Here is a 22,910-nt window from a genome sequence, read left to right as displayed (position 1 = left end):
CGCTTGGCACTGCGGCTAAACGGCCTGCCGCACTCCGCTCTCACCTAAAACGATAAACCCTCATTTGACACAAGCGGCTTCAGCCGCGACGGGGCGTCCCAGGGAATGCCCGGTCGCGGCTGAAGCCGCTCCTACGGAGCAACCAGACTCAACCCTCCAGTCGCGGGAACCCATGGTCGTCGCGGCGTTCCGTGCTGTCCGGCGCCGGCGCGATCGGGGTCACCGGCGCGACCGGCTCGGGCAGCGGCTGGGCGAGTTCGCCGCGCTGCACGCGCAGCGCATTGGCGTAGCAGCGCTGCGCCGCGAGCATGTCGCCGGCGTCGGCATAGCCGTCGCCGAACACTTCCCAGGCTTCGGCGCCGGCACCGAGCGCCAGCGCGCGGTGCAGGAATTCCTCCGCCTGCGGCCACTGCTGCTGGTGGCGGGCCAGGCGCGCCAGGGTCAGCAGCAGCGCCGGGCTGTCCGGATGCGCCTGCAGCCAGCGCTGCGCACTGGCGCGGCGCGAATCGTACTTCTCCACCGGCAGGCGTCCGTACAGCGCGGCCAGGCCTTCGTCCCAACGCGTGTCCAGGGCCTGCTCCAGGCTGCGCAGCGCCGCATCGTCCCAGCGCAGCGCCGCCGCGCGCACCGCGTAGGCGGCGACCACCGCCGGCTCGCTGCGCAGCGATTTGGGCAGGCTTTCCCAGCGCTCGGCCAGCGCATTGGCGTCGCCGGCCTGGTCCAGCGAGGCCGCGGCCAGCCGGGTTTCCAGCGTCGCGATCGCCTCCAGCGGCAAGGCCTGCTGCTGGCGGATCGCGCCGAGCTGTCCGTAGGCCTCGCCGGCGCGACCGATGCGTGTCAGCGCCTCGGTGCGCAGCAACAGCCCACGCGGCGGCAGCGGCTGCGCCGTGGCCACGTCCAGCGCATTGATCGCATCGACCGGGCGCTGCTGCTCCAGGTGCAGTTCGGCCAGCAGCAATGCATGCGCCGCGGCATCGCGTTCGGCCAGGCGCCGCAGGTGGCGCTCGGTCGCCTCGCGGTCGCCGCGCGCATCGGCCGCACGCACCGCGGCGATCATCGCGATGGCGCTGACCTCGGGGTCTTCGGCGGCGGCGTTGAGCTGCTTCTCGGCCCGCGTCCACTGGCCGGCGTGGGCTGCGGCCAGGCCGTCGAGCAGACGCGCGCGCGACTGCTTGCGGCGGCGCCGGCCCCACGCGCGGAACGGGAAGCTGAGTACGTTCCACACCAGCCACAGCGCCAGGAATGCGATCACCAGCAGCAGCGAGGCCTGCGGCAGCGACGCGATGTAATCGGTGCCGCCGACACGCACGATCACCTCGCCGAGCTGGCGCACCTGGTCCTGCCCCAGCCATTGCGCACCGATCACGCCCAGCGCGATGACGATCAACAGCACGATCAGGGAACGGAGGGATTTCATGACGGGCTCCTTGCGTCGCGCATCGCGCGCAACTGTTGCAGGGTGGTTCCGAGTTCGGGAAGGGTCGGGCGCAGATCGGCGTTGGCCAGCGTGCGCAGCGCGGCGCGGCGTTCGCGCAGCTGCGGCGACTCCGGCCACAGCCGCGACAGCCAGCGCCCGGCGCCGGCCAGTGCACTGCGATAGCCGCGGGTGTCGCCGCGTTCCAGCGCCGCGCGCGCCAGGGTCAGGTCGAGCTGCAGCGCATCGTGGGCGGCGACGCGCTCCGAGCCGGCGGCCAGTACGCCGCCCTGCGAGGGGCGGATCTTCACCAGCGGCGCCAGCAGGCGCTGCCACAGCGGCTGTTGCGCGTTTTCCGGCAATTGCGTCGGTAGCTTGTCCAGGCTGGCAGCGAAAGCGTCCAGTTGCGCCGCCAGGCGCGCCTGCGGTCCGTCGCCCAGCGCATCCAGGGCGGTGCGTTCCTGCAGCAGCGCCTGGCGCAGGTTGAGGAATTGCGGATCGTCGATGCCATCCAGCACGCCGCTGGCCAGGGCGTAGGCGCGGCGCGCGCCGGCCGCGTCGCCGGCCAGCAGCAGTCGCTGCTGGCCCTGGTTGAGCAGCAGCTCGACCTCGTCCAGGCGCAGCGCCTGCGCGCCGTGGCGGTTGGAATCGGCGAGCTTGGCGACATTGGCCTCCAGCAGCGCGCTGCGCTGGCTCAGGCCGAGCATTTCGTCGCGCAGCACGCGGTTGGTGCTGGCCGCATCCTGCAGCCGCTGCACGGTGGCGCGCTGGTCGCGGCGCAGACTGTCCTGGGCCTGCTGCAAGGCCTGCAGTTGCTGCTGCAGGTCCGATTGCTGGGCCAGCTCGCGTGCGCTGCGCGCCTGCCACCAGTCCCAGCCACGCCAGCCGGCGAACGCCAGCGCAGCCAGCGTGGCGAGCACCAGCAGCAACCAGATCCAGCGTGTGGAACGGCGAGGCGTGATCGGGATTTCGTCGGTCATCGGCAGCGTCCTGGGGCCGTCGCCCGTCGCGAGCAAGGCGGCGGTCGGCGCGGCATCGCCGGAGCATGGCGTGAGCGGCACTGCGGCCGCAACCCGGGCGGCGGCCCGCGTTCAGCGAGGTGGCGAGCGCGTCACGATCGCGGCCGCTGCGGCGACCAACTGCTGCGGCATCGGTCCGGCCGCCTGTACGACGTCGACGAATCCCAGGTCTGCGGCCAGGGTCGCCAGGCGCGCGCTGGCCGCGACCACCGGACGCGTGCGCCAGGCCTGCACCAGCGCTTCCGGCAACTGCGCCAGCACCTGTTGCAGCGCCTCGCCGCTGCTCAGCGCCAGCACCCCGGGCGCGGCCGCACTCAGGCGCGCCAGGTCGGCCGCGCGCAGTCGTACCGGTTCGCGCACGTACACGTCGGCACGCAGCAGCGGGGTACCGCGCGCCTGCAGGTGTGCGGCGATCAGGCCGCGACCACCGGGGGCGGTGATCAGTCCCACCGGCAGGTCGTGCGCGGCCAGCTCCGGCAACGCCAGCAGCCCGTCGCTGTCCATCCGCGCCGGCGTCGCCACCTCGGCGATGCCGTGCTGGCGCAACGCGCGCGCCGTGCCCGCGCCCACCGCCAGCCAACACTGGCCGGGGCGTGCGGCCAGCGGCTGCAGCGCCGCGGCCGCGCGCACCGCCGCCGGGCTGCTGACGATGACCCGCGGCGCGTTCAGCGCCGCGGCCAGCGCCGCGCGAGTGGCGGGATCGGCGCGCGGCCGCAGCCGCCATGGCGACACCGCCAGCACGCGCCCACCACAGCGCGCCGCGGCCCGCCGCAGCGCTGCGTGCTCGCCCTGCGGGCGCAGCGAGATCAGGGTCCAGGCCGGGGCGGCGGTTGCATGCGCGCTCATGCCAGGCATTATGCGAGCCCCCACCGGCAGCACAATCGCACCATGGCAGCGGATCTTTCCTTCGAGGCGTTCCTGCAGCAGTTGCAGCGGCAGTTCCAGGCCATGCCGCCGGTGGCGGCGCTGCAGGTCGCCGTGCACGGCTATGCCGACCAGCGCCTGCACGTGGTCGCGCCGCTGACGGCCAACATCAACGACAAGGGCAACGCCTTCGGCGGTAGCCTTGGCTCGGTGATGACCCTGGCCGGCTGGGGGCTGGTCAACTGCGAATTGCACCGTGCCGGGCTGCAGGCCGATGTCTACGTCGCCGACAGCCAGGTGCGCTACCTGGCGCCGCTGTACGCCGATCTGCATGCCCAGGCCAACGCCGATGCGGAGGGCGACTGGGAGGTATTCGTGAACACCTTCCGCCAGCGCGGCCGCGCCCGCATCGGCATCCAGGCCCAGGTCGGTGCGCCCGGTACGGCGGCGGCAGCGACCTTGAGCGGTCGCTTCGTGGCCATCGCCAAAGGGTAGGATGCGCGGATCGCGCGCGCCCGCGCGCCGCCACTTGGACTCCACCATGCCTTCGATGTTCCGTGCGCTCGCGCTGCTGTTGCTGCTGGGCTGGACCGGCGCGGCCGTGGCCGGCAGCCGCGCGCAACAGCGCAAGCTCGACGACCTGCAGACCGCCTATGCCGCCGCGGTCCGCTGGAGCGAATTCGAAATCGCCTGGCAGGCGGTGGACCCGGCCTACCGCCAGGCGCACCCGCTGACTGACCTGCAACTGGAGCGCTACCGGCAGATCCAGGTCTCCTCCTACAAGGTCGGCGGCGGCGCGGTCAGCGACGGCGAGGCGCTGCGCGAGATCGAACTGGGCGTGATCAACCGCAATACCCAGGCCGAGCGCATCGTCCGCTACCGCGAGCGCTGGCGCTGGGATCCCGAGGCCAAGACCTGGTGGCTGCAGGATGGCCTGCCGGACCTGTGGAACGGCCAGTAGCGCGGTCGCCGAGCTGTGCGACAATCGGCGCCCGCTTCCCGCCCCCGAGTCCCGTGAACTTCGAAGAACTGCTGGCCTTCGCCGGCCGCAACCCGATGCTGGCCCTGGCCCTGGTGGGCCTGACCATCGCCCTGATCGTCACCGAAGTGGCGCGCCTGTTCCGTGGCTACAAGAGCCTGCGGCCGGCCGAATTGACCCGCCTGATCAACGCCGGCAACGCGGTGCTGGTCGACCTGTCGGCCTCGGCCGATTTCGAGAAGGGTCACATCGCCGGCAGCCGCAATGCCACCGCCAGCCAGTTCGGTCCCGAACACAAGCTGGTGGCCAACGCCAAGGCGCAGCCGGTGGTGCTGGTCTGCCGCACCGGCACCACTGCCGACGGCGCCGCCAAGCAGCTGAAGAAGGCCGGCTTCGAGCAGGTCTACGTGCTCGACGGCGGCATCGCCGCCTGGCAGCAGGCCGAGCTGCCGCTGGTCAAGGGCCGCTGAGACACCGCGTCCGGCCCGACCTCGAGGGTCGCGGCCGGCGTGTGATAATCCCGTTTCTTTCTGTTACCGAATCCACCGGAGTCAAGCAATGTCCGACCTCACCAACAACGGCGCCGCGGCGCCGGCCGACGCCGCGGCCGGTCCCGCTTTCACCATCGAGAAGATCTACGTCAAGGACGTGTCCTTCGAGTCCCCCAACGCGCCGTCGGTGTTCAACGACAACGCGCAGCCGGAACTGCAGCTCAACCTCAACCAGCGCGTGCAGCAGCTGAACGAGCAGGCCTTCGAAGTCGTGCTGGCCGTGACCCTGACCTGCACCGCCGGCGGCAAGACCGCCTACGTGGCCGAAGTGCAGCAGGCCGGCGTGTTCGGCCTGGTCGGCCTGGACCCGCAGGCCGTGGACGTGCTGCTCGGCACCCAGTGCCCGAGCATCCTGTTCCCGTACGTGCGTTCGCTGGTCAGCGACCTGATCCAGGCCGGCGGCTTCCCGCCGTTCTTCCTGCAGCCGATCAACTTCGAGGCCCTGTACGCCGAGACCCTGCGCCAGCGCGCGCAGCAGGGCGAGGGCCAGTCGCTGGCCGATTCGGAGCCGGCCGGCAACGCCTGAGCGCGTTCGCCGTTGCGCATGCGCGATCACGCCAAGAAGAAAATCGCCGTCCTTGGCGCCGGCTCCTGGGGCACGGCGCTGGCGTCGCTGACCGCACGGCACGGGTATCCGACCGTGCTGTGGGGCCGCGATGCCGTGGTCGCCGAGGCCATCGGGCAGCGCCACGAGAACCCGCGTTATCTGCCGGGGATCGCGCTGCCGGAAGGCCTGCAGGCCACCACCGATCTGGCGGCGGCCATCGACGGCGCCGACTGGATCCTGGTGGTGGTGCCGTCGCATGCATTCACCGAGACCCTGCGCCAGCTGGCGCCGCTGCGCCCGGCGCAGGCTGGCGTGGCCTGGGCGACCAAGGGCTTCGAGCCCGGGTCGGGGCGTTTCCTGCACGAAGTGGCGCAGGAGATCCTCGGCGAGGACGTACCGCTGGCGGTCGTGACCGGCCCATCCTTCGCCAAGGAAGTGGCCCTGGACCTGCCGACCGCGGTGACCGTGCACGGTGATGCCGCGTTCGCGCAGCAGGTCGCCGATGCCATGCACGGCCCCACCTTCCGCGCCTACACCGGCGACGACATGGTCGGCGCCGAGCTGGGCGGGGCGATGAAGAACGTGCTGGCGGTGGCCACCGGCGTGGCCGACGGCATGGAGCTGGGCCTCAACGCCCGCGCCGGCCTGATCACCCGCGGCCTCAATGAGATGCTGCGGCTGGCCGCAGCGATCGGCGCAAAGCCGGAAACCCTGATGGGCCTGGCCGGGCTCGGCGATCTGGTGCTCACCTGTACCGGCGACCTGTCGCGCAACCGCCGGCTGGGCCTGGCGCTGGGCCGCGGGCAGCCGCTGCAGGAGGCGGTCCGTGCGATCGGCCAGGTGGTCGAGTCGGTGCAGACCGCCGACGAGGTGATGCGCCAGGCCGAGCGCCACGGCATCGACCTGCCGATCTCCAATGCGGTGCGTGCGGTCCTGCACGGCGAGCTGACCCCGGCGGTCGGCCTGCAGCAGTTGCTGGCGCGCGAACAGAAGCCCGAGTACCCGACCACGCTGTTCAGTTGATCCGGCCTTGCCGGAGACGCGAACGCCCGGTCTTTGGCCGGGCGTTTTCGTTTCCGCATGCCGACGCGCCGACAACGGCCGGGATCGACATGCAAAAAAAAGCCCGGTCGTGGGACCGGGCTTTCCGAACCGCGCGCGGCGGGAGAGAGACGACGCGCGCAGCGCTAGGGAACGCTTACCAGCTGAAGCGCGGGCCGACGAACCATTCCTTGTCGCCGTTGCGGTCCATCTTCAGGTCGGCGCTCAGGCCCCAGTTCTGGTTCAGCTTGGCCTGGGCACCCAGACGGCCGTAGAACTCGCCTTCCGGATTGATGCCGTCCTTCTTCAGATAGTCCTCGTAACCGCCCAGGACGTAGACTTCCAGGTACGGGTTGAACGCGGTGCGGATACCCGCTTCGGCGCTCCAGCCGTTGAACTTGGTGCCGTACTCCGGGGCGAAACGGTTGTAGGCCACGCGGGTCACCAGGTCGGTGCTGGTCGCGATCTCGTGGTTGTAGCCGGCGCCGACGCGCCACTGGTCGACGCGCACATCGCCGAAGTCGGTCTTCTGGCGGTTGAAGTCGCCGAACACGCTGAAGTTCGGGTGGAACGCGTAGGAACCCTTCACCGCCCAGCCGTCGGCGTCGCCGCCATTGGCGTCGGTCTTGACGTAGCCGGCTTCGGCGTAGTTGTAGGAAAGGCCTTCGGCAGCCGAAGCGGCGAACGGCAGGGTGGCCAGGAGGCCGAGAGCAAGCAGAGAGGTCTTCATAATCGGGTACCTTCGTTATTGGTTTGTCGGCGCTGAGGCGTGGGGCCGTTCGCTTCCGATATGTAAATTATCCGTTAGCGACCCGAACTCGCCCTGAATCCCAAACCGACTAGTCCATAAATTAAACGCCCCGTTCAGGCGTCCGCGGTGCAGGTTGTGATGCGCTTCGTTGCATTTCAGGCAACCGGGAAGTACACGATTGCCAGCGCGGGTGGCGACGCACTACAGCGCGGCGAGCTTCTCGATCGCCGCGCGCACCCGCTGCCTGTCCATGGGCACCACCGAGCGGTGGATCGTCGCGCCTTCGATGAAGGCGTCGATGGCGGCGGACGCCGTGGCGGAGAAATGCGTTTCCAGGGCCGCCCGGCTCCTGGCCATCCATTGCTGCATGATCGCGGTCATCTCCGGATGCCGGCGGGCAAAGGCATACAGCTCATAGCTCAGCAGCAGCACGCGCGGGGACGCCGTGCCCTCGGCGAAGATGATGTTCACCACCGCGTCGCAGGCCTGGCCGCGGTTCTGCGCGGTGCGGATTTCGGCGGCGAAGTCGGTGGAGACGTCCTGGGAGAACCGGGTGAACGCGGCGACCAGCAGGTCGTGCATCGAGCCGAAATAGTAGCTGGTGGCGCTGAGCGGAACGCCCGCTTCCGCGGCGACCTTGCGGAAGGTGGTGCCCGTGACGCCATGGTCCAGGATCACGCGCAGGGCGGCCTGCTCGATCGCGTCCTTCCGGTGCGGATCCTGGCGCCAGGTCCTGCCACTCATGCCTGTCCAACGCTGTTTTCGACGAAGGTCGATGATCGCAGTTCGCGGTTGACGCCTCAATTGGTACGGATGTACAAATTCGTCGATGAGGTCGATGAAGGCCATCGCACCGATGGCGCCTCCCATGCAGCGACGCGAAGGAGCGGAGCGATGGCCAATTCCGGGGAGCGGGACGTGGATGGCGGCCCTCGGGCGATCCTGGGCGGCCTGGCTGCCGGCGGCGTGGTACTGACCGCCGGATCGCGTGCTGCGACACCTTCCGGCTGGGAGGCAGGCACCTGGCTCAATGCGCCCAAGGTCCACCGGATCCTGCCCGGCGGCGTGCTCGAGGTCGTCACCGACAAGGACAGCGACTTCTGGCGCGAAACCCACTATGGGTTTACCCGCGACAGCGGGCACTTCCTCGGCATCGCCGCGCCCGCGCGCTTCACCTGCCAGCTGCGCGTCCGCGGGAAATTCGAGCAGCTCTACGATCAGGCCGGCCTCATGGTCCGGGTCGACGCGCGTCGCTGGGTGAAGGCCGGCATCGAACTGAGCGACGGCCGGCCGATGCTCAGCAGCGTGTTGACCGATGGCCGCTCGGACTGGGCCACCGGCCCGTACGAAGCGGATGCGTCGGATTTCTGGATGCGCGCCACCGTGGACACGGGCGTGCTGCGCCTGCAGGTTTCGCGCGACGGGAACTACTGGCCGCTGGTGCGGCTGTGCCCGTTCCCGGTCGCGTCTTCTTACCTGGTCGGCCCGATGACGTGCACGCCGGAACGCGAGGGATTGAGCGTCCGCTTCTCCGACTGGAGTCTGGGGCCGGTGCTGGGCAAGGAGTTGCACGATCTCTCCTGACGCTTCGTTCTGCGCCAGCACGCGTCTAACGATGCAGCGCCAGGCCCTTGGTGGCTTTTTCGATGGCCTTCTTGGGTCCGCGCAGGCCGAGCCCCACCAGGTTCAGAGCATCAGGATCTTCCGCCGCGAACGCCTGGCGATTGGCCGCGTCATGGCCGGTCGAGAACATGGCGAAGACATACGGTAGTACGGTGATCTCGCGGGCCAGCCCCACCCCGTGCGCGGCCCGAAGCCCGTCGAGATCGGCTTCGAACACCAGCATCGGCTGGCCGAGCAGGCAGCCGTAGCGATGGCCGTTGGCATCGATGTAAGGGTCGCCCATGGCGTCGGGGGCGGCCGCGGCGACGCCCGTCGCCAGGAAGGCGGCGACGTTCAGGCGCTGCCACATCGCCAGGTCGTTGCGGACGATGATGGCCACTTTGGTGTCGAACATGTGCAACTCCGCAGTCTGGATGACGCGGGCATGGTCTGAGTTGCCGCCGCCGCGTTCTAGAACGCCTGTGCAGTATCGCCGGCACATTGCCGCTGGTAAGCGGCTGGGGTGAGCCGGTAGGCGCGCTTGAACCAGCGGCCCAGATGGCTCTGATCGGCGAATCCGACCTTGAGCGCCACGTCCGCTGGCTCCTGTCCATCCGCCAGCAGGGCACGGGCAACGCGCAGGCGCAGTCGGATCAGGTAGGCATGCGGCGACAGGCCGAACGTGCGCTGGAATTGCCGGGTGAGGCGGAACCGATCCAGGTCGGCGTGGTTGGCAAGCTCATCGAGGCTGACGTCGCGCTCCATCTGCGCGTGCAGAAAATCCCTGGCGCGCGCCACCGTTGGCGTCGACGCGCAAGGGCGCTGCGCCTCGGCCGACAGTTGCGGAGATAGCAGGCGCATCATGCGGTCCAGGCTCTGGTCCCGCGCCAGTCGGCCTTCGCGTTGATGGATCGCGAGGAAGGCCTGGCGTATCGCCGCGCTCAGCGCCGCGTCGTCGGCCAAGGTCGTGCGGAACGCCGGATGGAGCGCGGACATGTGCTCCTGGCCGAGGCGTTGCAGTGCGCCGGCCACCCAGCGCTGAGGCAGGTAGAGCATCGCGTAGGTGAACCCGTCCTCGGCGGGCGCATGTCCATCGTGGACCGCGCCAGGCTCGATGAGGATGGCGCGCCCGGGCGTGCTGGTGTGCAGCGCACGATGGCAACGGAAGCGCTGCAGGCCCTGCAGGGTCACGCCGACCAGCACTTCGTCGTGATCGTGCGGATCGTAGGCATGCCCGCGGAAATGCGCATGCACGCTTTCGATGCCGGTCTCCCGGTCGCGGCGGATCCTGACCCAGTCACTGGCGTCGGGTTGGGTGTTCGATGCCATTCGCGGAACCTGCTGGGGCACGACGGGCGGCGTTCTCGCTGGATCCAGAGGATGCGCCGAGGCCCAGTGTAGGAACGGAGTGTCAGGGGCTTCAAGCTGGACGCGACGCGATCGGGAGGGATAGGCTGCGGATGTTTTCGCTGCCCCCCGATCGAAGCAGCTTCGCTTCCGGGCGTGTGGCCTACGCTCAGTCGGCGCCGGGGAATCCCAGTTGCCGCCAGGCCTCGAACACCACCACCGCGACCGCGTTGGACAGGTTGAGGCTGCGGTTGTGTGGCTGCATCGGCAGGCGCAGGCGCTGCGTGTCGGGCACCTGCTCCAGCACGGCGTCCGGCAGGCCGCGGGTTTCCGGGCCGAACAGGAAGGCGTCGCCATCGGCGAAGGCGGGCGTGTCGTAGCGAGTGCTGCTGCGGGTACTGAGGGCGAACAGGCGGCGCGGGGCGATGGCCTGCAGGGCCGCATCCAATGACGCATGGACCTGCAGTCGTGCGTATTCGTGGTAGTCCAGGCCGGCGCGCTTGAGCTGGCGGTCGCCGAGGTCGAAGCCCAGCGGCTCGATCAGGTGCAGTTGCGCGCCGGTGTTGGCGCAGAGGCGGATGACGTTGCCCGTGTTGGGCGGAATCTCGGGCTGGTACAGCAGAACGTGCAGCGTTGGGGTGGCGATCATCGGCGCAGTGTACGCGCCGGCGCGGCGGGCTTGCTGCGGTTCAGCGCACCAGGCCGACCGCCAGGTCCTGGCCCAGCTTCTGCAGGCTCGGCTGCAACTGCAGCATCGCGGTGTCCAAGGTCTCGCCGACCACGTCGCCGATCGCCAGCATGCTCCCCATGTCCGCATCCGGACGCACCTGCACGGTGGCCAGGGTCACCACGTGCTGGCCGGCGGCCTGTTCCAGATTGCGTTCGGCGACCTGCTCGGCCGACGGACGCACCTGCACCGCGGCCAGGGTGGTGATGCCGCTGGACAGTTCGGTGTCGCGCTGGGCGATCTGCTCGGCGGAGGGGCGCACCTGCACGGCCGCCAGGGTGGCGATGCGGCTGGCCTGTTCGAGGTTGCGTTGGGCGATCTGTTCGGCCGACGGGCGCACTTGCACCGCATCCAGGGTGGCGACCTGCGTGGCGGCGAAGGACGGCGCGGCGAACAGGGCGGCGATGGCGGCGGTCAGGAGCAGGGCGGTGGTTTTCATGGCGGGCCTCGTTGGTGTTGTTGATAAGTGGTGTGGTAGTAATGTAGTACACCTAAGCAGGTGGCGCAAGAACTTTTTTGCGTCCTGTGGTTTCATTAAGCTTGCATTCACTAACTGGCGGTGTCGTTTGCGTTCGAGGATGTGTAAGCAGACTGCGTGCCAACTACAAGCTGCTGTTTTTGAAAGGGAAAATTTTGATGATGAGTGTCCGCGGGCGGACACTCGGGCGCTCGCGTACGCCGGACGCGGACATCGCGGCGCCGTCCGTGGCGGCAGCCGACCCGCTGGTGGTGCGGTTGCGACGCTGTTGAAGCAGGACGTCAGCGACAACGGCGGAATACGCGCAGTGCGGTACGCCCGGTACGATCGGCGTTCACCGGCTGTTTCACTGGCCCCAAGGAAGAAGGAATCCGCATGACCGTCTCCACCCGCCCGCGTGGCGCCCTGCTGGCCGTCGCCCTGTCCGCCGCGCTCGGCGCTCTGAGCTATGCGCCGTCCTCGACGGCGGCCAGGCCCGCCGCCGCCGCGTCGGTGGATATCGCCTACGCGCAATTCACCCTGCCCAACGGACTGCGGGTGGTGGTGCACACCGATCGCAAGGCGCCGATCGTGGCGGTCAACCTCTGGTACCACGTGGGCGCCAAGGACGAGCCGGCCGGGCGCACCGGGTTCGCGCATCTGTTCGAGCACCTGATGTTCCAGGGCAGCGAGAACCACCACGGCGAGTTCTTCGAGCCATTCAAGCAGGTCGGCGTCACCGACCAGAACGGCACCACCAACAGCGACCGCACCAATTACTTCGAGAACGTGCCGACCACCGCCGTGGACATGGCGCTGTGGATGGAATCGGACCGCATGGGCCACCTGCTCGGCGCCATCGACCAGGCCGCGCTGGACGAACAGCGCGGGGTGGTGCAGAACGAGAAGCGCCAGGGCGAGAACCAGCCATACGGGCAGGCCTGGAGCCGGCTGAGCCGCGCGCTGTATCCGGCCGGGCACCCGTACCACCACACCGTCATCGGCTCGATGAACGACCTCAACGCGGCCTCGCTGGCCGACGTGAAGCAGTGGTTCCGCACCTGGTACGGGCCCAACAACGCGGTGCTGGTGCTGGCCGGCGACATCGATGTGGCCACGGCCAAGGAGAAGGTGACGCGCTACTTCGGCGACATCCCGGCCGGCCCGACCATGGCCCAGCCCAAGGTCGACGTGGCCCAGCGCAGCCAGTCCACCCGCGAGACCATGACCGACAAGGTGCCGCAGACGCGGATCTACCGCGTCTGGAACGTGGCCCAGACCGGCACCGAGGATGTCGACCGCCTGCAACTGCTGGCGCAGGTGCTGGGCGGCGCCAAATCCTCGCGGCTGGACCGGCGCCTGGTCCACAAGGACAAGCTGGTCGACCAGATCAGTGCCTCGGTGTGGCCGTCGCAGCTCGGTTCCGGCTTCGGCATCATCGCCATGGTCAAGCAGGGCGTGGATCCGGCCAGGGTCGAGGCGGCGATCGACGAGGAAGTGCGTCGGCTGCTGGACAAGGGGCCGGACAAGGCCGAACTGGCGCGCGCCAAGACCGCCTTCCGCGCCGGCTTCATTCGCGGCGTGGAGCGCATCGGCGGCTTCGGCGGCAAGGCCGACGTGCTGGCCGAGTGCGCGGTGTACACCGGCGACCCCGGCTGCTTCCGCACCTCGCTGGCGACCATCGCCTCCACCCGCCCGCGCGAGCTCACCGCGGTCGGCCGCAAGTGGCTGGGCAAGGGCGACTACACCTTGCTGGTCCAGCCGGGCGAGCGTGTGGCCCTGGCCGAGGAGCCGACCGTGCAACCAGCGCCGTTGAACCCGCCGCCGGCCGATCCCAAGTACCGCACCCTGCCCAGCGTGGTCGACCGCAGCGCCGGCCCGCCCAAGACCACCCAGTTCCCGCAGCTGAAGTTTCCGGCGCTGCAGCGCGCCACGCTGAAGAACGGCAGCACGGTGATCCTGGCCGAGCGTCACGACGTGCCGGTGGTGCAGTTCAGCTACGAATTCAAGGGCGGCTACAGCGCCGACCAGGGGCGCAAGCCGGGCACGGCCAGTTTCGCCATGGGCATGCTCGACGAGGGCGCCGGCGACCGCGATGCGCTGGCGTTCGCCGATGCGGCCGATGCCCTGGGCGCCACGCTGGCCGCCGGTGCCTCGCTGGATGGCAGCAATGCCTATCTGTCGGCCCTGAAGGAGAATCTGGCGCCGTCGCTGGCGCTGTATGCGGACATGCTGCAGCGGCCGCGCTTCGCGCCGGACGAGATCGAGCGGATCCGCGCCAGTTGGATCGCCGGCATCCGCCAGGAGAAGGCGCAGCCCAACGGCGTGGCGATGCGGGTGCTGCCGCCGCTGCTGTACGGCGCCGGCCATCCCTACGCGATCCCGTTCAGCGGCACCGGCACCGAGGCGGCGATCGCGGCCCTGCAGCGCGAGGACCTGGTGGACTTCCATCGCGACTGGGTGCGCCCGGAGGACGCCACCCTGATCGTGGTCGGCGATACCACCCTGGGCGAAATCGTGCCGCTGCTGGACGCGCAGTTCGGCGACTGGAAGGGCGAGGGTCCGATGCCGTCGGTGCCGGCCCCGGCCCGCGTGGCGCGACCGGCCAAGCCGCGCGTGTACCTGATCGACCAGCCCGGCGCGGTGCAGGCCAACCTGTTCGCCTCGGAACTGGTGCCGCCGACCACCGATCCGGCGTCGGTCCGCTTCGACATGGCCAACGGCGTGATCGGCGGCGACTTCACCTCGCGCCTGAACATGAACCTGCGCGAGAACAAGCACTGGTCGTACGGTGCGCGCAGCAGCGCGTCCAATGCCCTCGGGCAGCGGCCGTGGGGTGCCTCGGCACCGGTGCAGATCGACAAGACCGCGCCGGCGCTGCAGGAGATGTCCAAGGAGATCAGCGCCTTCGCGAGCGGCAAGGCGCCGCCGACGGCGGAGGAGGTCGCGCGCATCCGCAACATCCAGACCCTGAGCCTGCCCGGCGCCTACGAGACCGCCAGTTCGGTGATGGGCGCGATCGGCGGCATCGTCCGTTATGGCCGCCCCGACGATTACGTGTTCAAGCGCAAGGCCGAGATCGAGGCGATGACCCCGGCGCAGGTGCGCGAGGCGGCATCGATGCTCGACCCGAACAGCCTGACCTGGGTGGTGGTGGGCGACCTGAAGCAGATCGAGGCACCGGTGCGCGCGCTGAAGTTGGGCGAGGTCACCGTGATCGACGCCGACGGGGTGCCGCAGGGCGGCACGGCGGCGGCCCCGGCGCCGCGCTGATCGGGACAGGTGCGCGTCGGCGATGGCCGGCGCGCCGCCTGCCGGTGCCGGCGTGCCGGCAGTGTCATGGCCGATTCAGCGTTTTGCGGCACAATCCGGATTCACCTGCCAACGGTCCCGTCCATGCGTCTACCGATCGCCTTCGTCCTGCTCGCCACGCTCGCCGGCTGCACCTGGGTACCGATGGCGCCGGAGGGCAAGGGCGTGCGGGTGCTGCCGCCCGGTCAGGCCGCCAGCGGCTGCGAGAAGCGCGGCGAGGTGGTGGTGTCGGTGAAGAGCAGCGTCGGCTTCTACCAGCGCAATCCGCTGCGGGTGCGCGAGGAGCTGGAGACCCTGGCCCGCAACGAGGCGCCCGGCGTGGGCGCCAACACCGTGCAGGCGATGGGTGATCCGGTCGACGGCGACCAGCGCTTCACCGCCTACCAGTGCGGCGGTCGCTGAACCACTCAGACCATACGCTTTCCGTGGATTTGTTAAAGATGCGGTAAAACCGTGTTACCGCTAGAATTGGCGCCCCCTCGCCTGACCCTGGCGTACACCTCGATGCTCTTCACCAACGTCTCGATCGCGGGACTGGCGCATATCGACGCGCCGCATACGCTGACCTCCAAGCAGATCAACGCGCGCCTGCAGCCGACCTTGGACCGGCTGCGGATCCGCGCCGACGTGCTCGGCGACATCGCAGGCGTCCACGCGCGGCGCATGTGGGACCAGGATCTGCAGGCCTCCGACGTGGCGACGCTGGCGGCGCGCAAGGCGATGGGCGATGCGGGCATCGAGGCCGGGCAGGTCGGGCTGCTGGTCAATACGTCGGTGAGCCGCGATTACCTGGAGCCGTCCACCGCCAGCATCGTCGCCGGCAATCTGGGCGTGAGCGAGCAGTGCATGACCTTCGACGTCGCCAACGCCTGCCTGGCCTTCATCAACGGCATGGACATCGCGGCGCGGATGATCGAGCGTGGCGAGATCGACTATGCGATGGTGGTCGATGGCGAGACCGCCAACCTGGTGTACGAGAAGACCCTGGAGCGGATGGCCTCGCAGGACCTGACCGCCGACGCCTTCCGCGACGAGATGGCGACCCTGACCCTGGGCTGCGGTGCCGTGGCGATGGTGATGACGCGTACCGACCTGGCACCGGATGCGCCGCGCTACCGCGGCGGCGTGACCCGCTCGGCCACGCAGTGGAACGCCCTGTGCCGGGGCAACATGGACCGCATGGTCACCGACACCCGCATGCTGCTGATCGAAGGCCTCAAGCTGGGCCAGAAGACCTTCGCCGCCGCCCGGCAGGCGCTGGGCTGGGCGGTGGACGAACTGGACCAGTTCGTCATCCACCAGGTCAGCCTTCCGCACACCAAGGCCTTCATGAAGAGCTTCGGTATCGACCAGAAGAAGGTCATGACCATCTTCGGCGAATACGGCAACATCGGTCCGGCCAGTGTGCCGATCGTGCTGAGCAAGCTGCGCGAGCTGGGCCGCCTCAAGAAGGGCGACCGGATCGCGCTGATGGGCATCGGCTCGGGCTTGAACTGCTCGATGGCCGAGGTGGTCTGGTAAGCGACAGGGCGCAAGCTAGGCGCGCGAACTTTCCTTGCGCGCCGCAAGTTGGGGGTTTAGAAAGAAATTTGCTAGATTTCTTTCCTAAGAGCCGTCTCCGGCCACGGCAAGGATTGCCCGATGTCGCTTCGACGCTGTACCGGACACTACGTCCCCGGATCGCTGGCCGGCAGCCGTTATCAGGCGTTCGTTCCTGACCCGCTGCCGCCCGAGCCGCCGCTGCAGTTGGCGGCGCCGCCGCTGATTGCGCGCAAAGAACAGGCCGACCAAGCGTTAGGTCGCCTGGATGGCATCACCCTGATGCTGCCGGACCCGGAGCTGTTCCTTTACCACTACGTGCGCAAGGAAGCGGTGCTGTCTTCGCAGATCGAGGGCACGCAGTCGTCGCTGTCCGATCTGCTGCTGTTCGAGCTGGACGAGGCGCCGGGCGTTCCCCTGGAGGACGTGGAGGAGGTCTCCAATTACGTCGCCGCGTTGAACCATGGGTTGCGGCGCTTGCGCCAGGACGACTTCCCGCTGTCGCTGCGCCTGATCCGCGAGATGCACGCGCTGCTGATGCAAGGCGGGCGTGGTGCCGGCAAACGTCCGGGGGAGTTCCGTTCCGGCCAAGTGTGGATTGGTGGTGCCTCGCCAGCGTTGGCGCGTTTCGTGCCGCCGCCGCCGGAAGCGCTGGATGCGGTGCTGGCCGCCTTCGAGCGTTTCCTGCACGCGCCGGACCGCGATGTTTCGCCGTTGGTCAAGGCGGCCCTGGCGCATGTGCAGTTCGAAACCATCCATCCTTTCAGCGACGGCAACGGCAGGCTGGGGCGGCTGCTGATCGCATTGATCCTGTGCAACGAAGGTGTGCTGCGCGCGCCCAGCCTGTATCTGAGCCTGTTCTTCAAGCGCCATCGCGCGCGCTATTACGAGCGCCTGAACGCGGTACGCACCGAGGGCGACTGGGAAGGCTGGCTGGATTTCTTTCTTGAGGGTGTGGCGGACACGGCGCAACAGGCGGTGACCACCGCGCAGCGCTTGCTGGCACTGCTGGCGGCCGACCGCGGACGCATCGCCGGGTTGGGAACGCGTGCGGGCAACGTCAGCTTGGTGTTCGAACAGTTCGCCCGTCGTGTGCTGCTGGGCGTGCCGCAGGTTCAGCCGCATTTGCCGCTCAGCGCGCCGACGATCCGTGCCGCCATCCGCACCCTGCAGGAGTTGGGCATCGTCAACGAACTCACAGGACAGCAGCGGCACCGCGTATTCGCCTATCAGGCCTATCTGGACATCCTCAGCGAGGGTGCGCAACCGCTATGAATCCTGCTGCCGCGGACACCGACGACCATGTACCACGCGCCGCGGCAACGTTGTCCTCGTCCTTTTCCACATCGCATCGGTCCCTTGTATGAACTACCCCGGCTATCCCTTTACCCCGCAGCGCTTCCAGGTTCGTCCGGGGCTGCACATGTCCTATCTCGACGAGGGCCCGCGCGACGGCGAGGTGGTGGTGATGCTGCACGGCAATCCGTCGTGGAGCTATCTGTGGCGCACGCTGGTGAGCGGCTTGTCGGACCGCTACCGCTGCATCGTGCCCGACCACATCGGCATGGGCCTGTCGGACAAGCCGGACGATGCGCCGGGCGCGCGGCCGGGCTACGAGTACACCCTGCAATCGCGCGTGGACGACCTGGACGCGCTGCTGCGGCATCTGCGCATCGACGGGCCGGTGACGCTGGCGGTGCACGACTGGGGCGGCATGATCGGCTTCGGCTGGGCGCTGTCGCACCATGCGCAGGTGCGGCGCCTGGTCATCACCAATACCGCGGCGTTCCCGCTGCCGGCGGCCAAGCCGATGCCGTGGCAGATCGCGATGGGCCGGCACTGGCGGCTGGGCGAATGGTTCATCCGCACCTTCAATGCGTTCTCCTCGGGTGCGTCGTGGCTGGGCGTGTCGCGGCGCATGCCCGCCTACGTGCGTCGCGCCTACGTGGCGCCGTACGACAGCTGGGCCAATCGCATCTCCACCATCCGCTTCATGCAGGACATCCCGCTGTCGCCGGCGGACAAGGCCTGGTCGCTGCTGGAGCGGGCCGAGCAGGCGCTGCCGTCGTTCGCCGATCGCCCCGCCTTCATCGGCTGGGGCCTGCGCGACATCTGCTTCGACCATCATTTCCTGGAGGGCTTCCGCCGCGCGCTGCCGCAGGCCGAGGTGATGGCGTTCGAAGATGCCAACCACTACGTGCTGGAAGACAAGCACGAGGTGCTGGTGCCGGCGATCCGCCGCTTCCTGGACGCGCATCCGCTGTCCTGAACGCGCACGTCGGCGCAAGATGCGGCGTGCCGTTGTGCGCCGCATTGGTGCGCTTGTCACGAAGGAAAGGCATTGTTGCGACGTGGCGCGAGATGGCGTCGTCGCTGCGACCGCCGATCGTCTACACGGGCGCACGCAAACTGCTACCGATTGCCGTGCTGCAATATGTTTGGCTGGGTACAGTCGCCGCCGATGTACGCGGCGCGCCGAAGCGGACGCTGCACCAACCCGAACGGAGACAGAGAGTGAAAGCGATGGCGATGGCGATGCTGCTGACGGCGATGAGCCTGCCTGGTGCGCATGCGGAAGACCTGACGACGTCCGCGGACGGCAAGACGCTGACGGTGGGATTCGGCCAGCCCACCTGGAAACAGGTGTTGCACTACCGCAAGCTGTACGACAAGAAGCCGTTCCCCGATGCGGAGATCTATTACTACAGCAACGGCATGTACAAGATCATTTCGCAGGGCGAGAACCACTACGGCGTGTACGTGCTGCAAGGCAGCTTCGACGACCAGACCTACACGATCCGCTTCGTCTCGCTGCCGTCCGAGGACTGGGGCAACAAGACCGCCTTCCACCAGCTGACCTTCATCCGTGGCGAGGACCAAAACGTCTTCATCCAGAACGCGGTCGTCGATACCGGCGAGGCCATCGCCCAGCAGAACGGCACCTACACCCTGGAGAAGAACACCGTGACCAATCCGGTGTCGACGGCGTGGAAACATCGCTGAGCCATGCGGCGCGCGTCTGCGCTCTTCGGACGCAGCCAGGATGGACGTTTGCGCGGGTTTGCGTAGGAGCGGCTTCAGCCGCGACCGGGCGTTACCGGTAACGCCCGGTCACTGCTGATCCCACGGCGACAAGGACCGCGGCGACGGCCTCCCTGTCGTGCTGGTGGCGCCGCCGCTCAGGCGTCCGGCAGATTGCGTTCGACCACGCCATCCCAGTCGGCTAGTGTCAGCAGCGGTAGGCCGTGCGCCAGCCGCGACTTGTCGCATTGCGCGCTGCGCTCGCCGAACTCCAGCGACGCCGGCACCGCGGCGCACACCGACGGCCGCCGTTCGTGGATGCTGCAGCGGCTGTAGCGGCCGATGTCCGCGTCCAGGGCGATGCAGCGCGGCTGCGCCTGCGAGGTACCGCGCATCACCCGCTCATGGGTGCGCAGCGGCTCGGTCAGCTCGAACGGGACCCTGCCGCCCAGTGCGGGATCGGCTTCGCTCCAGTGGAAACTGACGCGGAAGTAGGCGCAGCAGGCGCCGCAGGTGAGGCAGGGATGGGACATGGCGGCCGGGCCTTGCGCGGCGAACAGCGTGGGGGGCGCGGCATTCTGACCGAACCGGGGCGCGCTGCAAGCACTGCGGCATTCAGCCGCGGCGGTCACGGACGTCGTGTCGGCTGCGGCCCGGCGCATCGGCGATAATCGGCGCATGACCACGACCTGCAACATAGCGGCCACGCTGCCGCGGCTGGCGCGCGAGCGCCCGGACCAGATCGCCATGCGCTGCCCCGGCCGGCCCGGCCCCGGCGGCATGGCCGCCTACGACGTGACCCTGAGCTACGCGCAACTGGACGCGCGCAGCGATGCCATCGCCGCCGGCCTGGGCGGCTACGGCATCGGCCGCGGCACCCGCACGGTGGTGATGGTGCGGCCGTCGCCGGAGTTCTTCCTGCTGATGTTCGCGCTATTCAAGGCCGGTGCGGTGCCGGTACTGGTCGATCCGGGCATCGACCGGCGCGCACTCAAGCAATGCCTGGACGAGGCGCAGCCGGAGGCCTTCATCGGCATTCCGCTGGCGCAACTGGCGCGGCGCCTGCTCGGCTGGGCGCGCTCGGCGAAGCGGATCGTCACCGTCGGCCGGCGCTGGGCCTGGGGCGGCACCACGCTGGCGCGGATCGAGCGCGCCGGCCAGGGCGCCGGCAGCCAACTGGCCGACATGGCCGCGGACGACGTCGCCGCGATCCTGTTCACCAGCGGCTCCACCGGCGTGCCCAAGGGCGTGGTCTACCGGCACCGGCATTTCGTCGGCCAGATCGAGCTGATGCGCAATGCCTTCGACATGCAGCCCGGCGGCATCGACCTGCCGACCTTCCCGCCGTTCGCGCTGTTCGACCCGGCGCTGGGGCTGACCTCGGTGATCCCGGACATGGACCCGACGCGTCCGGCCAAGGTCGACCCGCGCAAGTTGCACGATGCGATGCAGCGCTTCGGCGTGACCCAGCTGTTCGGCTCGCCGGCGCTGATGCGGGTGCTGGCCGACTACGGCAAGCCGTTGACCAATGTGCGCTGCGCCACCTCGGCCGGCGCGCCGGTGCCGCCGGACGTGGTGGCGCGGATCCGCCGCCTGCTGCCGGAGGATGGACGGTTCTGGACGCCCTACGGCGCCACCGAGTGCCTGCCAGTGGCGGTGATCGAGGGCCGTGAACTGCAGGACACGCGCGCGGCCACCGAGAGCGGCGCCGGCACCTGCGTCGGCACGGTGGTGCCGCCCAACCAGGTGCGCATCATCGCCATCGACGACGCGGCGATTCCCGAGTGGAGCGGCGTGCGCGAAGTCGCGACGGGCACGGTCGGCGAGATCACCGTGGCCGGCCCGACCGCCACCGACACCTATTTCAACCGCGACGCGGCCACGCGCCTGGCCAAGATCCGCGAACGCCTGGACGACGGCAGCGAACGCGTCGTGCACCGCATGGGCGACGTCGGCTATTTCGATGCGCAGGGCCGGCTGTGGTTCTGTGGGCGCAAGACCCAGCGCGTGGAGACCGCGCAGGGACCGCTGTACACCGAGCAGGTGGAGCCGATCTTCAACGCGCTGCCGGGCATCGGCCGCACCGCCCTGGTCGGCATCGGCGAGCCGGGGCGGCAGCGCCCGGTGCTGTGCTACGAGCTGGAAGTGGGCGCCATGCTGTCGAGCGGCCCTGAATTGCAGGCGCTGCAGCAACAACTGCGCGACACCGCCGCCGCGCATGCGCACACCGCCGGCATCGTCGACTTCCTGAGCCATCCGGGCTTTCCGGTAGACATCCGCCACAACGCCAAGATCGGGCGCGAGAAGCTGGCGCTGTGGGCCGCGGAACATTGCAAATGAGTGCATACGGAATGTGGCCCGGCGCGCCTTCGCAGCAGGGTGACGTTGGCGCGGAGCATGGCCGGCCCCAGAATGGCCGCCCTGGCGATGGAGTGTGGCGATGAAGATCGTGGTGACCGGCGGTGGTGGATTCCTGGGCCAGGCGCTGTGCCGCGGGCTGGTCGCGCGCGGACACCAGGTGGTCAGTTACAACCGCGGCCACTACCCGGAGCTGCAGGCGCTGGGCGTGGCCCAGGTGCGTGGCGATCTGGTCGACGTGCAGGCGCTGCAGCATGCGCTGGCCGGGGCCGATGCGGTGTTCCACAACGCCGCCAAGGCCGGCGCCTGGGGCAGCTACGACAGCTACTACCAGCCCAACGTGGTCGGCACCGAGAACGTGCTGGCCGCCTGCCGTGCGCAGGGGGTGGGCCGCCTGGTCTACACCTCCACGCCGAGCGTGACCCACCGCGCGACCCACCCGGTCGAAGGCCTGGGCGCGGACCAGGTGCCCTATGGCGAGGATTTCCAGGCGCCGTACGCGGCGACCAAGGCGATCGCCGAGCGCATGGTGCTGGCCGCCAACGACGCGCAGTTGGCGGTGGTGGCGCTGCGCCCGCGGCTGATCTGGGGGCCGGGCGACAACCAGATCCTGCCCAAGCTGGTGGCGCGTGCGCAGGCTGGCCGCGTGCGCCTGGTCGGCAGTGGCGACAACAAGGTCGACTCCACCTACATCGACAATGCCGCGCAGGCGCACTTCGACGCCTTCGAGCATCTGGCGGTGGGCGCGCCCTGCGCCGGCAAGGCCTACTTCATTTCCAACGGCGAGCCGTTGCCGATGCGCGAGCTGCTCAACAAGCTGCTCGCCGCGGTCGGCGCGCCGGTGGTGACCAAGACGCTCTCGTTCAAGGCCGCCTACCGCATCGGCGCCGCCTGCGAGACCCTGTGGCCGCTGCTGCGCCTGCGCGGCGAGCCGCCGCTGACGCGGTTCCTGGCCGAGCAGCTGTGCACGCCGCACTGGTACAGCATGGAGCCGGCGCGGCGCGACTTCGGCTACGTGCCACAGGTGTCGATCGAACAGGGCCTGCAGCGGCTGGCGTCCTCATGGCGCAACGACACGTCCGTCACCCGCTGACGACCGCGGGTTGCCGAAGATGATGCCGCGCCGATTCGGCACGACAACTCTCTGGACATTGCCATGCTGCATTACGCCATCATCTTCTTCGTGATCGCCATCATCGCCGCCGTGCTCGGTTTCAGCGGCATCGCCGGCGCGGCGACCAACATCGCCTGGATCCTGTTCGTGGTGTTCCTGATCCTGGCGGTGATCTCGATGTTCCGCCGCGGCAAGGTGTAGTCCGCCGCGACAATCGAACCTCGATCCTTGCCCGCGGCGCCCTGTGCCGCGGGCAAGTCGTTTCTG

The 22,910-nt window shown here is 69.2% G+C and carries 25 protein-coding genes and 1 pseudogene; 16 read left to right on the top strand and 10 right to left on the bottom strand.

The features are described from left to right. Nucleotides 1-191: 191 nt before the first annotated feature. Complete coding sequence (locus tag GGR71_RS21160; protein WP_369334222.1) at nt 192-290, top strand: hypothetical protein; 99 nt, start codon at nt 192-194, stop codon at nt 288-290. 2 nt (nt 291-292) lie between these two features. Here GGR71_RS21160 and GGR71_RS16085 read toward each other — a convergent pair. The 3 genes and pseudogenes from GGR71_RS16085 to GGR71_RS16075 all read right to left on the bottom strand — a co-directional run. Further along, nucleotides 293-1,417, bottom strand: a pseudogene (locus GGR71_RS16085) (heme biosynthesis HemY N-terminal domain-containing protein); the annotation flags it as partial. After that, nucleotides 1,414-2,394 carry a uroporphyrinogen-III C-methyltransferase gene (locus tag GGR71_RS16080; protein ID WP_160961395.1) on the bottom strand — a complete coding sequence of 327 codons (981 nt, stop codon included), beginning with the start codon at nt 2,392-2,394 and terminating at the stop codon, nt 1,414-1,416. The pseudogene GGR71_RS16085 and the gene GGR71_RS16080, both read right to left, overlap by 4 nt. A 111-nt stretch (nt 2,395-2,505) precedes the next feature. Beyond that, a complete protein-coding gene (locus tag GGR71_RS16075) occupies nt 2,506-3,279 on the bottom strand; it encodes a uroporphyrinogen-III synthase (protein WP_456362634.1) in 774 nt (257 codons plus the stop codon). A gap of 42 nt (nt 3,280-3,321) precedes the next feature. Between GGR71_RS16075 and GGR71_RS16070 the strand changes: the two genes are divergently transcribed. The 5 genes from GGR71_RS16070 (at nt 3,322) to GGR71_RS16050 (ending at nt 6,397) form a co-directional block, all read left to right on the top strand. Beyond that, nucleotides 3,322-3,792 carry a YiiD C-terminal domain-containing protein gene (locus tag GGR71_RS16070; RefSeq protein WP_160961390.1) on the top strand — a complete coding sequence of 157 codons (471 nt, stop codon included), beginning with the start codon at nt 3,322-3,324 and terminating at the stop codon, nt 3,790-3,792. Nucleotides 3,793-3,838: 46 nt separating this feature from the next. Further along, nucleotides 3,839-4,258, top strand: coding sequence for a hypothetical protein (locus GGR71_RS16065; RefSeq protein ID WP_184452126.1), 420 nt, complete (start codon nt 3,839-3,841; stop codon nt 4,256-4,258). Between the two features lie 53 nt (nt 4,259-4,311). Beyond that, nucleotides 4,312-4,746: a rhodanese-like domain-containing protein gene (locus tag GGR71_RS16060; RefSeq protein WP_160961387.1), complete on the top strand. Its 435-nt coding sequence runs from the start codon at nt 4,312-4,314 to the stop codon at nt 4,744-4,746. A gap of 88 nt (nt 4,747-4,834) precedes the next feature. Beyond that, on the top strand, nt 4,835-5,353 hold the full coding sequence (secB, locus tag GGR71_RS16055; RefSeq protein ID WP_017907745.1) for a protein-export chaperone SecB: 519 nt from the start codon (nt 4,835-4,837) through the stop codon (nt 5,351-5,353). An 18-nt stretch (nt 5,354-5,371) separates the two neighbouring features. Continuing rightward, nucleotides 5,372-6,397, top strand: coding sequence for an NAD(P)H-dependent glycerol-3-phosphate dehydrogenase (locus GGR71_RS16050; RefSeq protein ID WP_160961384.1), 1,026 nt, complete (start codon nt 5,372-5,374; stop codon nt 6,395-6,397). A gap of 175 nt (nt 6,398-6,572) precedes the next feature. On the opposite strand, the gene GGR71_RS16045 is transcribed toward GGR71_RS16050, so the two are convergent. Further along, nucleotides 6,573-7,145 carry an OmpO family porin gene (locus GGR71_RS16045; protein ID WP_048490709.1) on the bottom strand — a complete coding sequence of 191 codons (573 nt, stop codon included), beginning with the start codon at nt 7,143-7,145 and terminating at the stop codon, nt 6,573-6,575. A 222-nt stretch (nt 7,146-7,367) separates the two neighbouring features. After that, complete coding sequence (locus GGR71_RS16040; RefSeq protein WP_237474418.1) at nt 7,368-8,015, bottom strand: TetR/AcrR family transcriptional regulator; 648 nt, start codon at nt 8,013-8,015, stop codon at nt 7,368-7,370. Nucleotides 8,016-8,060: 45 nt separating this feature from the next. Here GGR71_RS16040 and GGR71_RS16035 point away from each other — a divergent pair, with 45 nt between their 5' ends. Beyond that, on the top strand, nt 8,061-8,750 hold the full coding sequence (locus GGR71_RS16035) for a DUF1349 domain-containing protein (protein WP_160961381.1): 690 nt from the start codon (nt 8,061-8,063) through the stop codon (nt 8,748-8,750). 25 nt (nt 8,751-8,775) lie between these two features. Here the strand turns inward: GGR71_RS16035 and GGR71_RS16030 are convergent, their stop codons facing one another. The 4 genes from GGR71_RS16030 to GGR71_RS16015 form a co-directional block, all read right to left on the bottom strand. Then, entirely contained in the window at nt 8,776-9,183 is a 408-nt protein-coding gene (locus GGR71_RS16030) for a DUF2000 family protein (RefSeq protein WP_160961378.1), read from the bottom strand. A 56-nt stretch (nt 9,184-9,239) separates the two neighbouring features. Continuing rightward, the gene (locus tag GGR71_RS16025) at nt 9,240-10,097 is read right to left on the bottom strand and encodes an AraC family transcriptional regulator (protein WP_160961376.1); all 858 of its coding nucleotides are present in this window, start codon (nt 10,095-10,097) and stop codon (nt 9,240-9,242) included. A 187-nt stretch (nt 10,098-10,284) separates the two neighbouring features. Further along, complete coding sequence (locus GGR71_RS16020; protein ID WP_048490706.1) at nt 10,285-10,764, bottom strand: tRNA (cytidine(34)-2'-O)-methyltransferase; 480 nt, start codon at nt 10,762-10,764, stop codon at nt 10,285-10,287. Between the two features lie 40 nt (nt 10,765-10,804). Continuing rightward, nucleotides 10,805-11,281, bottom strand: coding sequence for a hypothetical protein (locus GGR71_RS16015; protein ID WP_160961373.1), 477 nt, complete (start codon nt 11,279-11,281; stop codon nt 10,805-10,807). Between the two features lie 414 nt (nt 11,282-11,695). Here GGR71_RS16015 and GGR71_RS16010 point away from each other — a divergent pair, with 414 nt between their 5' ends. The 6 genes from GGR71_RS16010 to GGR71_RS15985 all read left to right on the top strand — a co-directional run bounded on the left by GGR71_RS16010 (nt 11,696) and on the right by GGR71_RS15985 (nt 19,153). Beyond that, complete coding sequence (locus GGR71_RS16010) at nt 11,696-14,572, top strand: M16 family metallopeptidase (protein ID WP_160961370.1); 2,877 nt, start codon at nt 11,696-11,698, stop codon at nt 14,570-14,572. A gap of 123 nt (nt 14,573-14,695) precedes the next feature. Continuing rightward, nucleotides 14,696-15,013, top strand: coding sequence for a DUF4156 domain-containing protein (locus GGR71_RS16005; RefSeq protein ID WP_017907737.1), 318 nt, complete (start codon nt 14,696-14,698; stop codon nt 15,011-15,013). 102 nt (nt 15,014-15,115) lie between these two features. Then, nucleotides 15,116-16,132, top strand: a complete 1,017-nt coding sequence (locus GGR71_RS16000) for a 3-oxoacyl-ACP synthase III (protein ID WP_160961435.1) — start codon at nt 15,116-15,118, stop codon at nt 16,130-16,132. 120 nt (nt 16,133-16,252) lie between these two features. Continuing rightward, nucleotides 16,253-17,425, top strand: coding sequence for a Fic family protein (locus GGR71_RS15995; protein ID WP_184452124.1), 1,173 nt, complete (start codon nt 16,253-16,255; stop codon nt 17,423-17,425). Between the two features lie 88 nt (nt 17,426-17,513). Beyond that, a complete protein-coding gene (locus GGR71_RS15990) occupies nt 17,514-18,419 on the top strand; it encodes an alpha/beta fold hydrolase (protein WP_160961367.1) in 906 nt (301 codons plus the stop codon). A gap of 254 nt (nt 18,420-18,673) precedes the next feature. Beyond that, nucleotides 18,674-19,153, top strand: coding sequence for a hypothetical protein (locus tag GGR71_RS15985; protein ID WP_160961430.1), 480 nt, complete (start codon nt 18,674-18,676; stop codon nt 19,151-19,153). Between the two features lie 176 nt (nt 19,154-19,329). Here GGR71_RS15985 and GGR71_RS15980 read toward each other — a convergent pair whose 3' ends face one another. After that, the gene (locus GGR71_RS15980; RefSeq protein WP_017911452.1) at nt 19,330-19,704 is read right to left on the bottom strand and encodes a YkgJ family cysteine cluster protein; all 375 of its coding nucleotides are present in this window, start codon (nt 19,702-19,704) and stop codon (nt 19,330-19,332) included. A gap of 145 nt (nt 19,705-19,849) precedes the next feature. Between GGR71_RS15980 and oleC the strand changes: the two genes are divergently transcribed. From oleC to GGR71_RS15965, 3 genes are all read left to right on the top strand, one after another. Next, nucleotides 19,850-21,511: an olefin beta-lactone synthetase gene (gene oleC, locus GGR71_RS15975; RefSeq protein ID WP_160961365.1), complete on the top strand. Its 1,662-nt coding sequence runs from the start codon at nt 19,850-19,852 to the stop codon at nt 21,509-21,511. Nucleotides 21,512-21,611: 100 nt separating this feature from the next. Further along, nucleotides 21,612-22,622: a 2-alkyl-3-oxoalkanoate reductase gene (oleD, locus tag GGR71_RS15970; protein WP_160961362.1), complete on the top strand. Its 1,011-nt coding sequence runs from the start codon at nt 21,612-21,614 to the stop codon at nt 22,620-22,622. A gap of 63 nt (nt 22,623-22,685) precedes the next feature. Further along, nucleotides 22,686-22,844: a DUF1328 domain-containing protein gene (locus GGR71_RS15965; protein ID WP_003468167.1), complete on the top strand. Its 159-nt coding sequence runs from the start codon at nt 22,686-22,688 to the stop codon at nt 22,842-22,844. The last annotated feature ends 66 nt before the right edge of the window (nt 22,845-22,910 follow it).

The organism is Xanthomonas sp. F1 (assembly GCF_014199855.1).
This window is presented reverse-complemented; position numbering and strand designations above follow the sequence as displayed.

Bases quoted from the DNA above. Each gene is read 5' to 3' on its own strand.
- GGR71_RS16020 (WP_048490706.1), bottom strand. From the start codon at position 10,764: ATGATCGCCACCCCAACGCTGCACGTTCTGCTGTACCAGCCCGAGATT.
- GGR71_RS16065 (WP_184452126.1), top strand. From the start codon at position 3,839: ATGCCTTCGATGTTCCGTGCGCTCGCGCTGCTGTTGCTGCTGGGCTGG.
- oleD (WP_160961362.1), top strand. From the start codon at position 21,612: ATGAAGATCGTGGTGACCGGCGGTGGTGGATTCCTGGGCCAGGCGCTG.
- GGR71_RS16010 (WP_160961370.1), top strand. From the start codon at position 11,696: ATGACCGTCTCCACCCGCCCGCGTGGCGCCCTGCTGGCCGTCGCCCTG.
- GGR71_RS16050 (WP_160961384.1), top strand. From the start codon at position 5,372: ATGCGCGATCACGCCAAGAAGAAAATCGCCGTCCTTGGCGCCGGCTCC.
- GGR71_RS15995 (WP_184452124.1), top strand. From the start codon at position 16,253: ATGTCGCTTCGACGCTGTACCGGACACTACGTCCCCGGATCGCTGGCC.
- GGR71_RS15985 (WP_160961430.1), top strand. From the start codon at position 18,674: ATGGCGATGGCGATGCTGCTGACGGCGATGAGCCTGCCTGGTGCGCAT.
- GGR71_RS16015 (WP_160961373.1), bottom strand. From the start codon at position 11,281: ATGAAAACCACCGCCCTGCTCCTGACCGCCGCCATCGCCGCCCTGTTC.
- secB (WP_017907745.1), top strand. From the start codon at position 4,835: ATGTCCGACCTCACCAACAACGGCGCCGCGGCGCCGGCCGACGCCGCG.
- GGR71_RS16045 (WP_048490709.1), bottom strand. From the start codon at position 7,145: ATGAAGACCTCTCTGCTTGCTCTCGGCCTCCTGGCCACCCTGCCGTTC.
- GGR71_RS16030 (WP_160961378.1), bottom strand. From the start codon at position 9,183: ATGTTCGACACCAAAGTGGCCATCATCGTCCGCAACGACCTGGCGATG.
- oleC (WP_160961365.1), top strand. From the start codon at position 19,850: ATGACCACGACCTGCAACATAGCGGCCACGCTGCCGCGGCTGGCGCGC.
- GGR71_RS16025 (WP_160961376.1), bottom strand. From the start codon at position 10,097: ATGGCATCGAACACCCAACCCGACGCCAGTGACTGGGTCAGGATCCGC.
- GGR71_RS16075 (WP_456362634.1), bottom strand. From the start codon at position 3,279: ATGAGCGCGCATGCAACCGCCGCCCCGGCCTGGACCCTGATCTCGCTG.
- GGR71_RS15965 (WP_003468167.1), top strand. From the start codon at position 22,686: ATGCTGCATTACGCCATCATCTTCTTCGTGATCGCCATCATCGCCGCC.
- GGR71_RS16005 (WP_017907737.1), top strand. From the start codon at position 14,696: ATGCGTCTACCGATCGCCTTCGTCCTGCTCGCCACGCTCGCCGGCTGC.
- GGR71_RS16000 (WP_160961435.1), top strand. From the start codon at position 15,116: ATGCTCTTCACCAACGTCTCGATCGCGGGACTGGCGCATATCGACGCG.
- GGR71_RS16040 (WP_237474418.1), bottom strand. From the start codon at position 8,015: ATGGCCTTCATCGACCTCATCGACGAATTTGTACATCCGTACCAATTG.
- GGR71_RS16035 (WP_160961381.1), top strand. From the start codon at position 8,061: ATGGCCAATTCCGGGGAGCGGGACGTGGATGGCGGCCCTCGGGCGATC.
- GGR71_RS16080 (WP_160961395.1), bottom strand. From the start codon at position 2,394: ATGACCGACGAAATCCCGATCACGCCTCGCCGTTCCACACGCTGGATC.
- GGR71_RS16070 (WP_160961390.1), top strand. From the start codon at position 3,322: ATGGCAGCGGATCTTTCCTTCGAGGCGTTCCTGCAGCAGTTGCAGCGG.
- GGR71_RS15990 (WP_160961367.1), top strand. From the start codon at position 17,514: ATGAACTACCCCGGCTATCCCTTTACCCCGCAGCGCTTCCAGGTTCGT.
- GGR71_RS15980 (WP_017911452.1), bottom strand. From the start codon at position 19,704: ATGTCCCATCCCTGCCTCACCTGCGGCGCCTGCTGCGCCTACTTCCGC.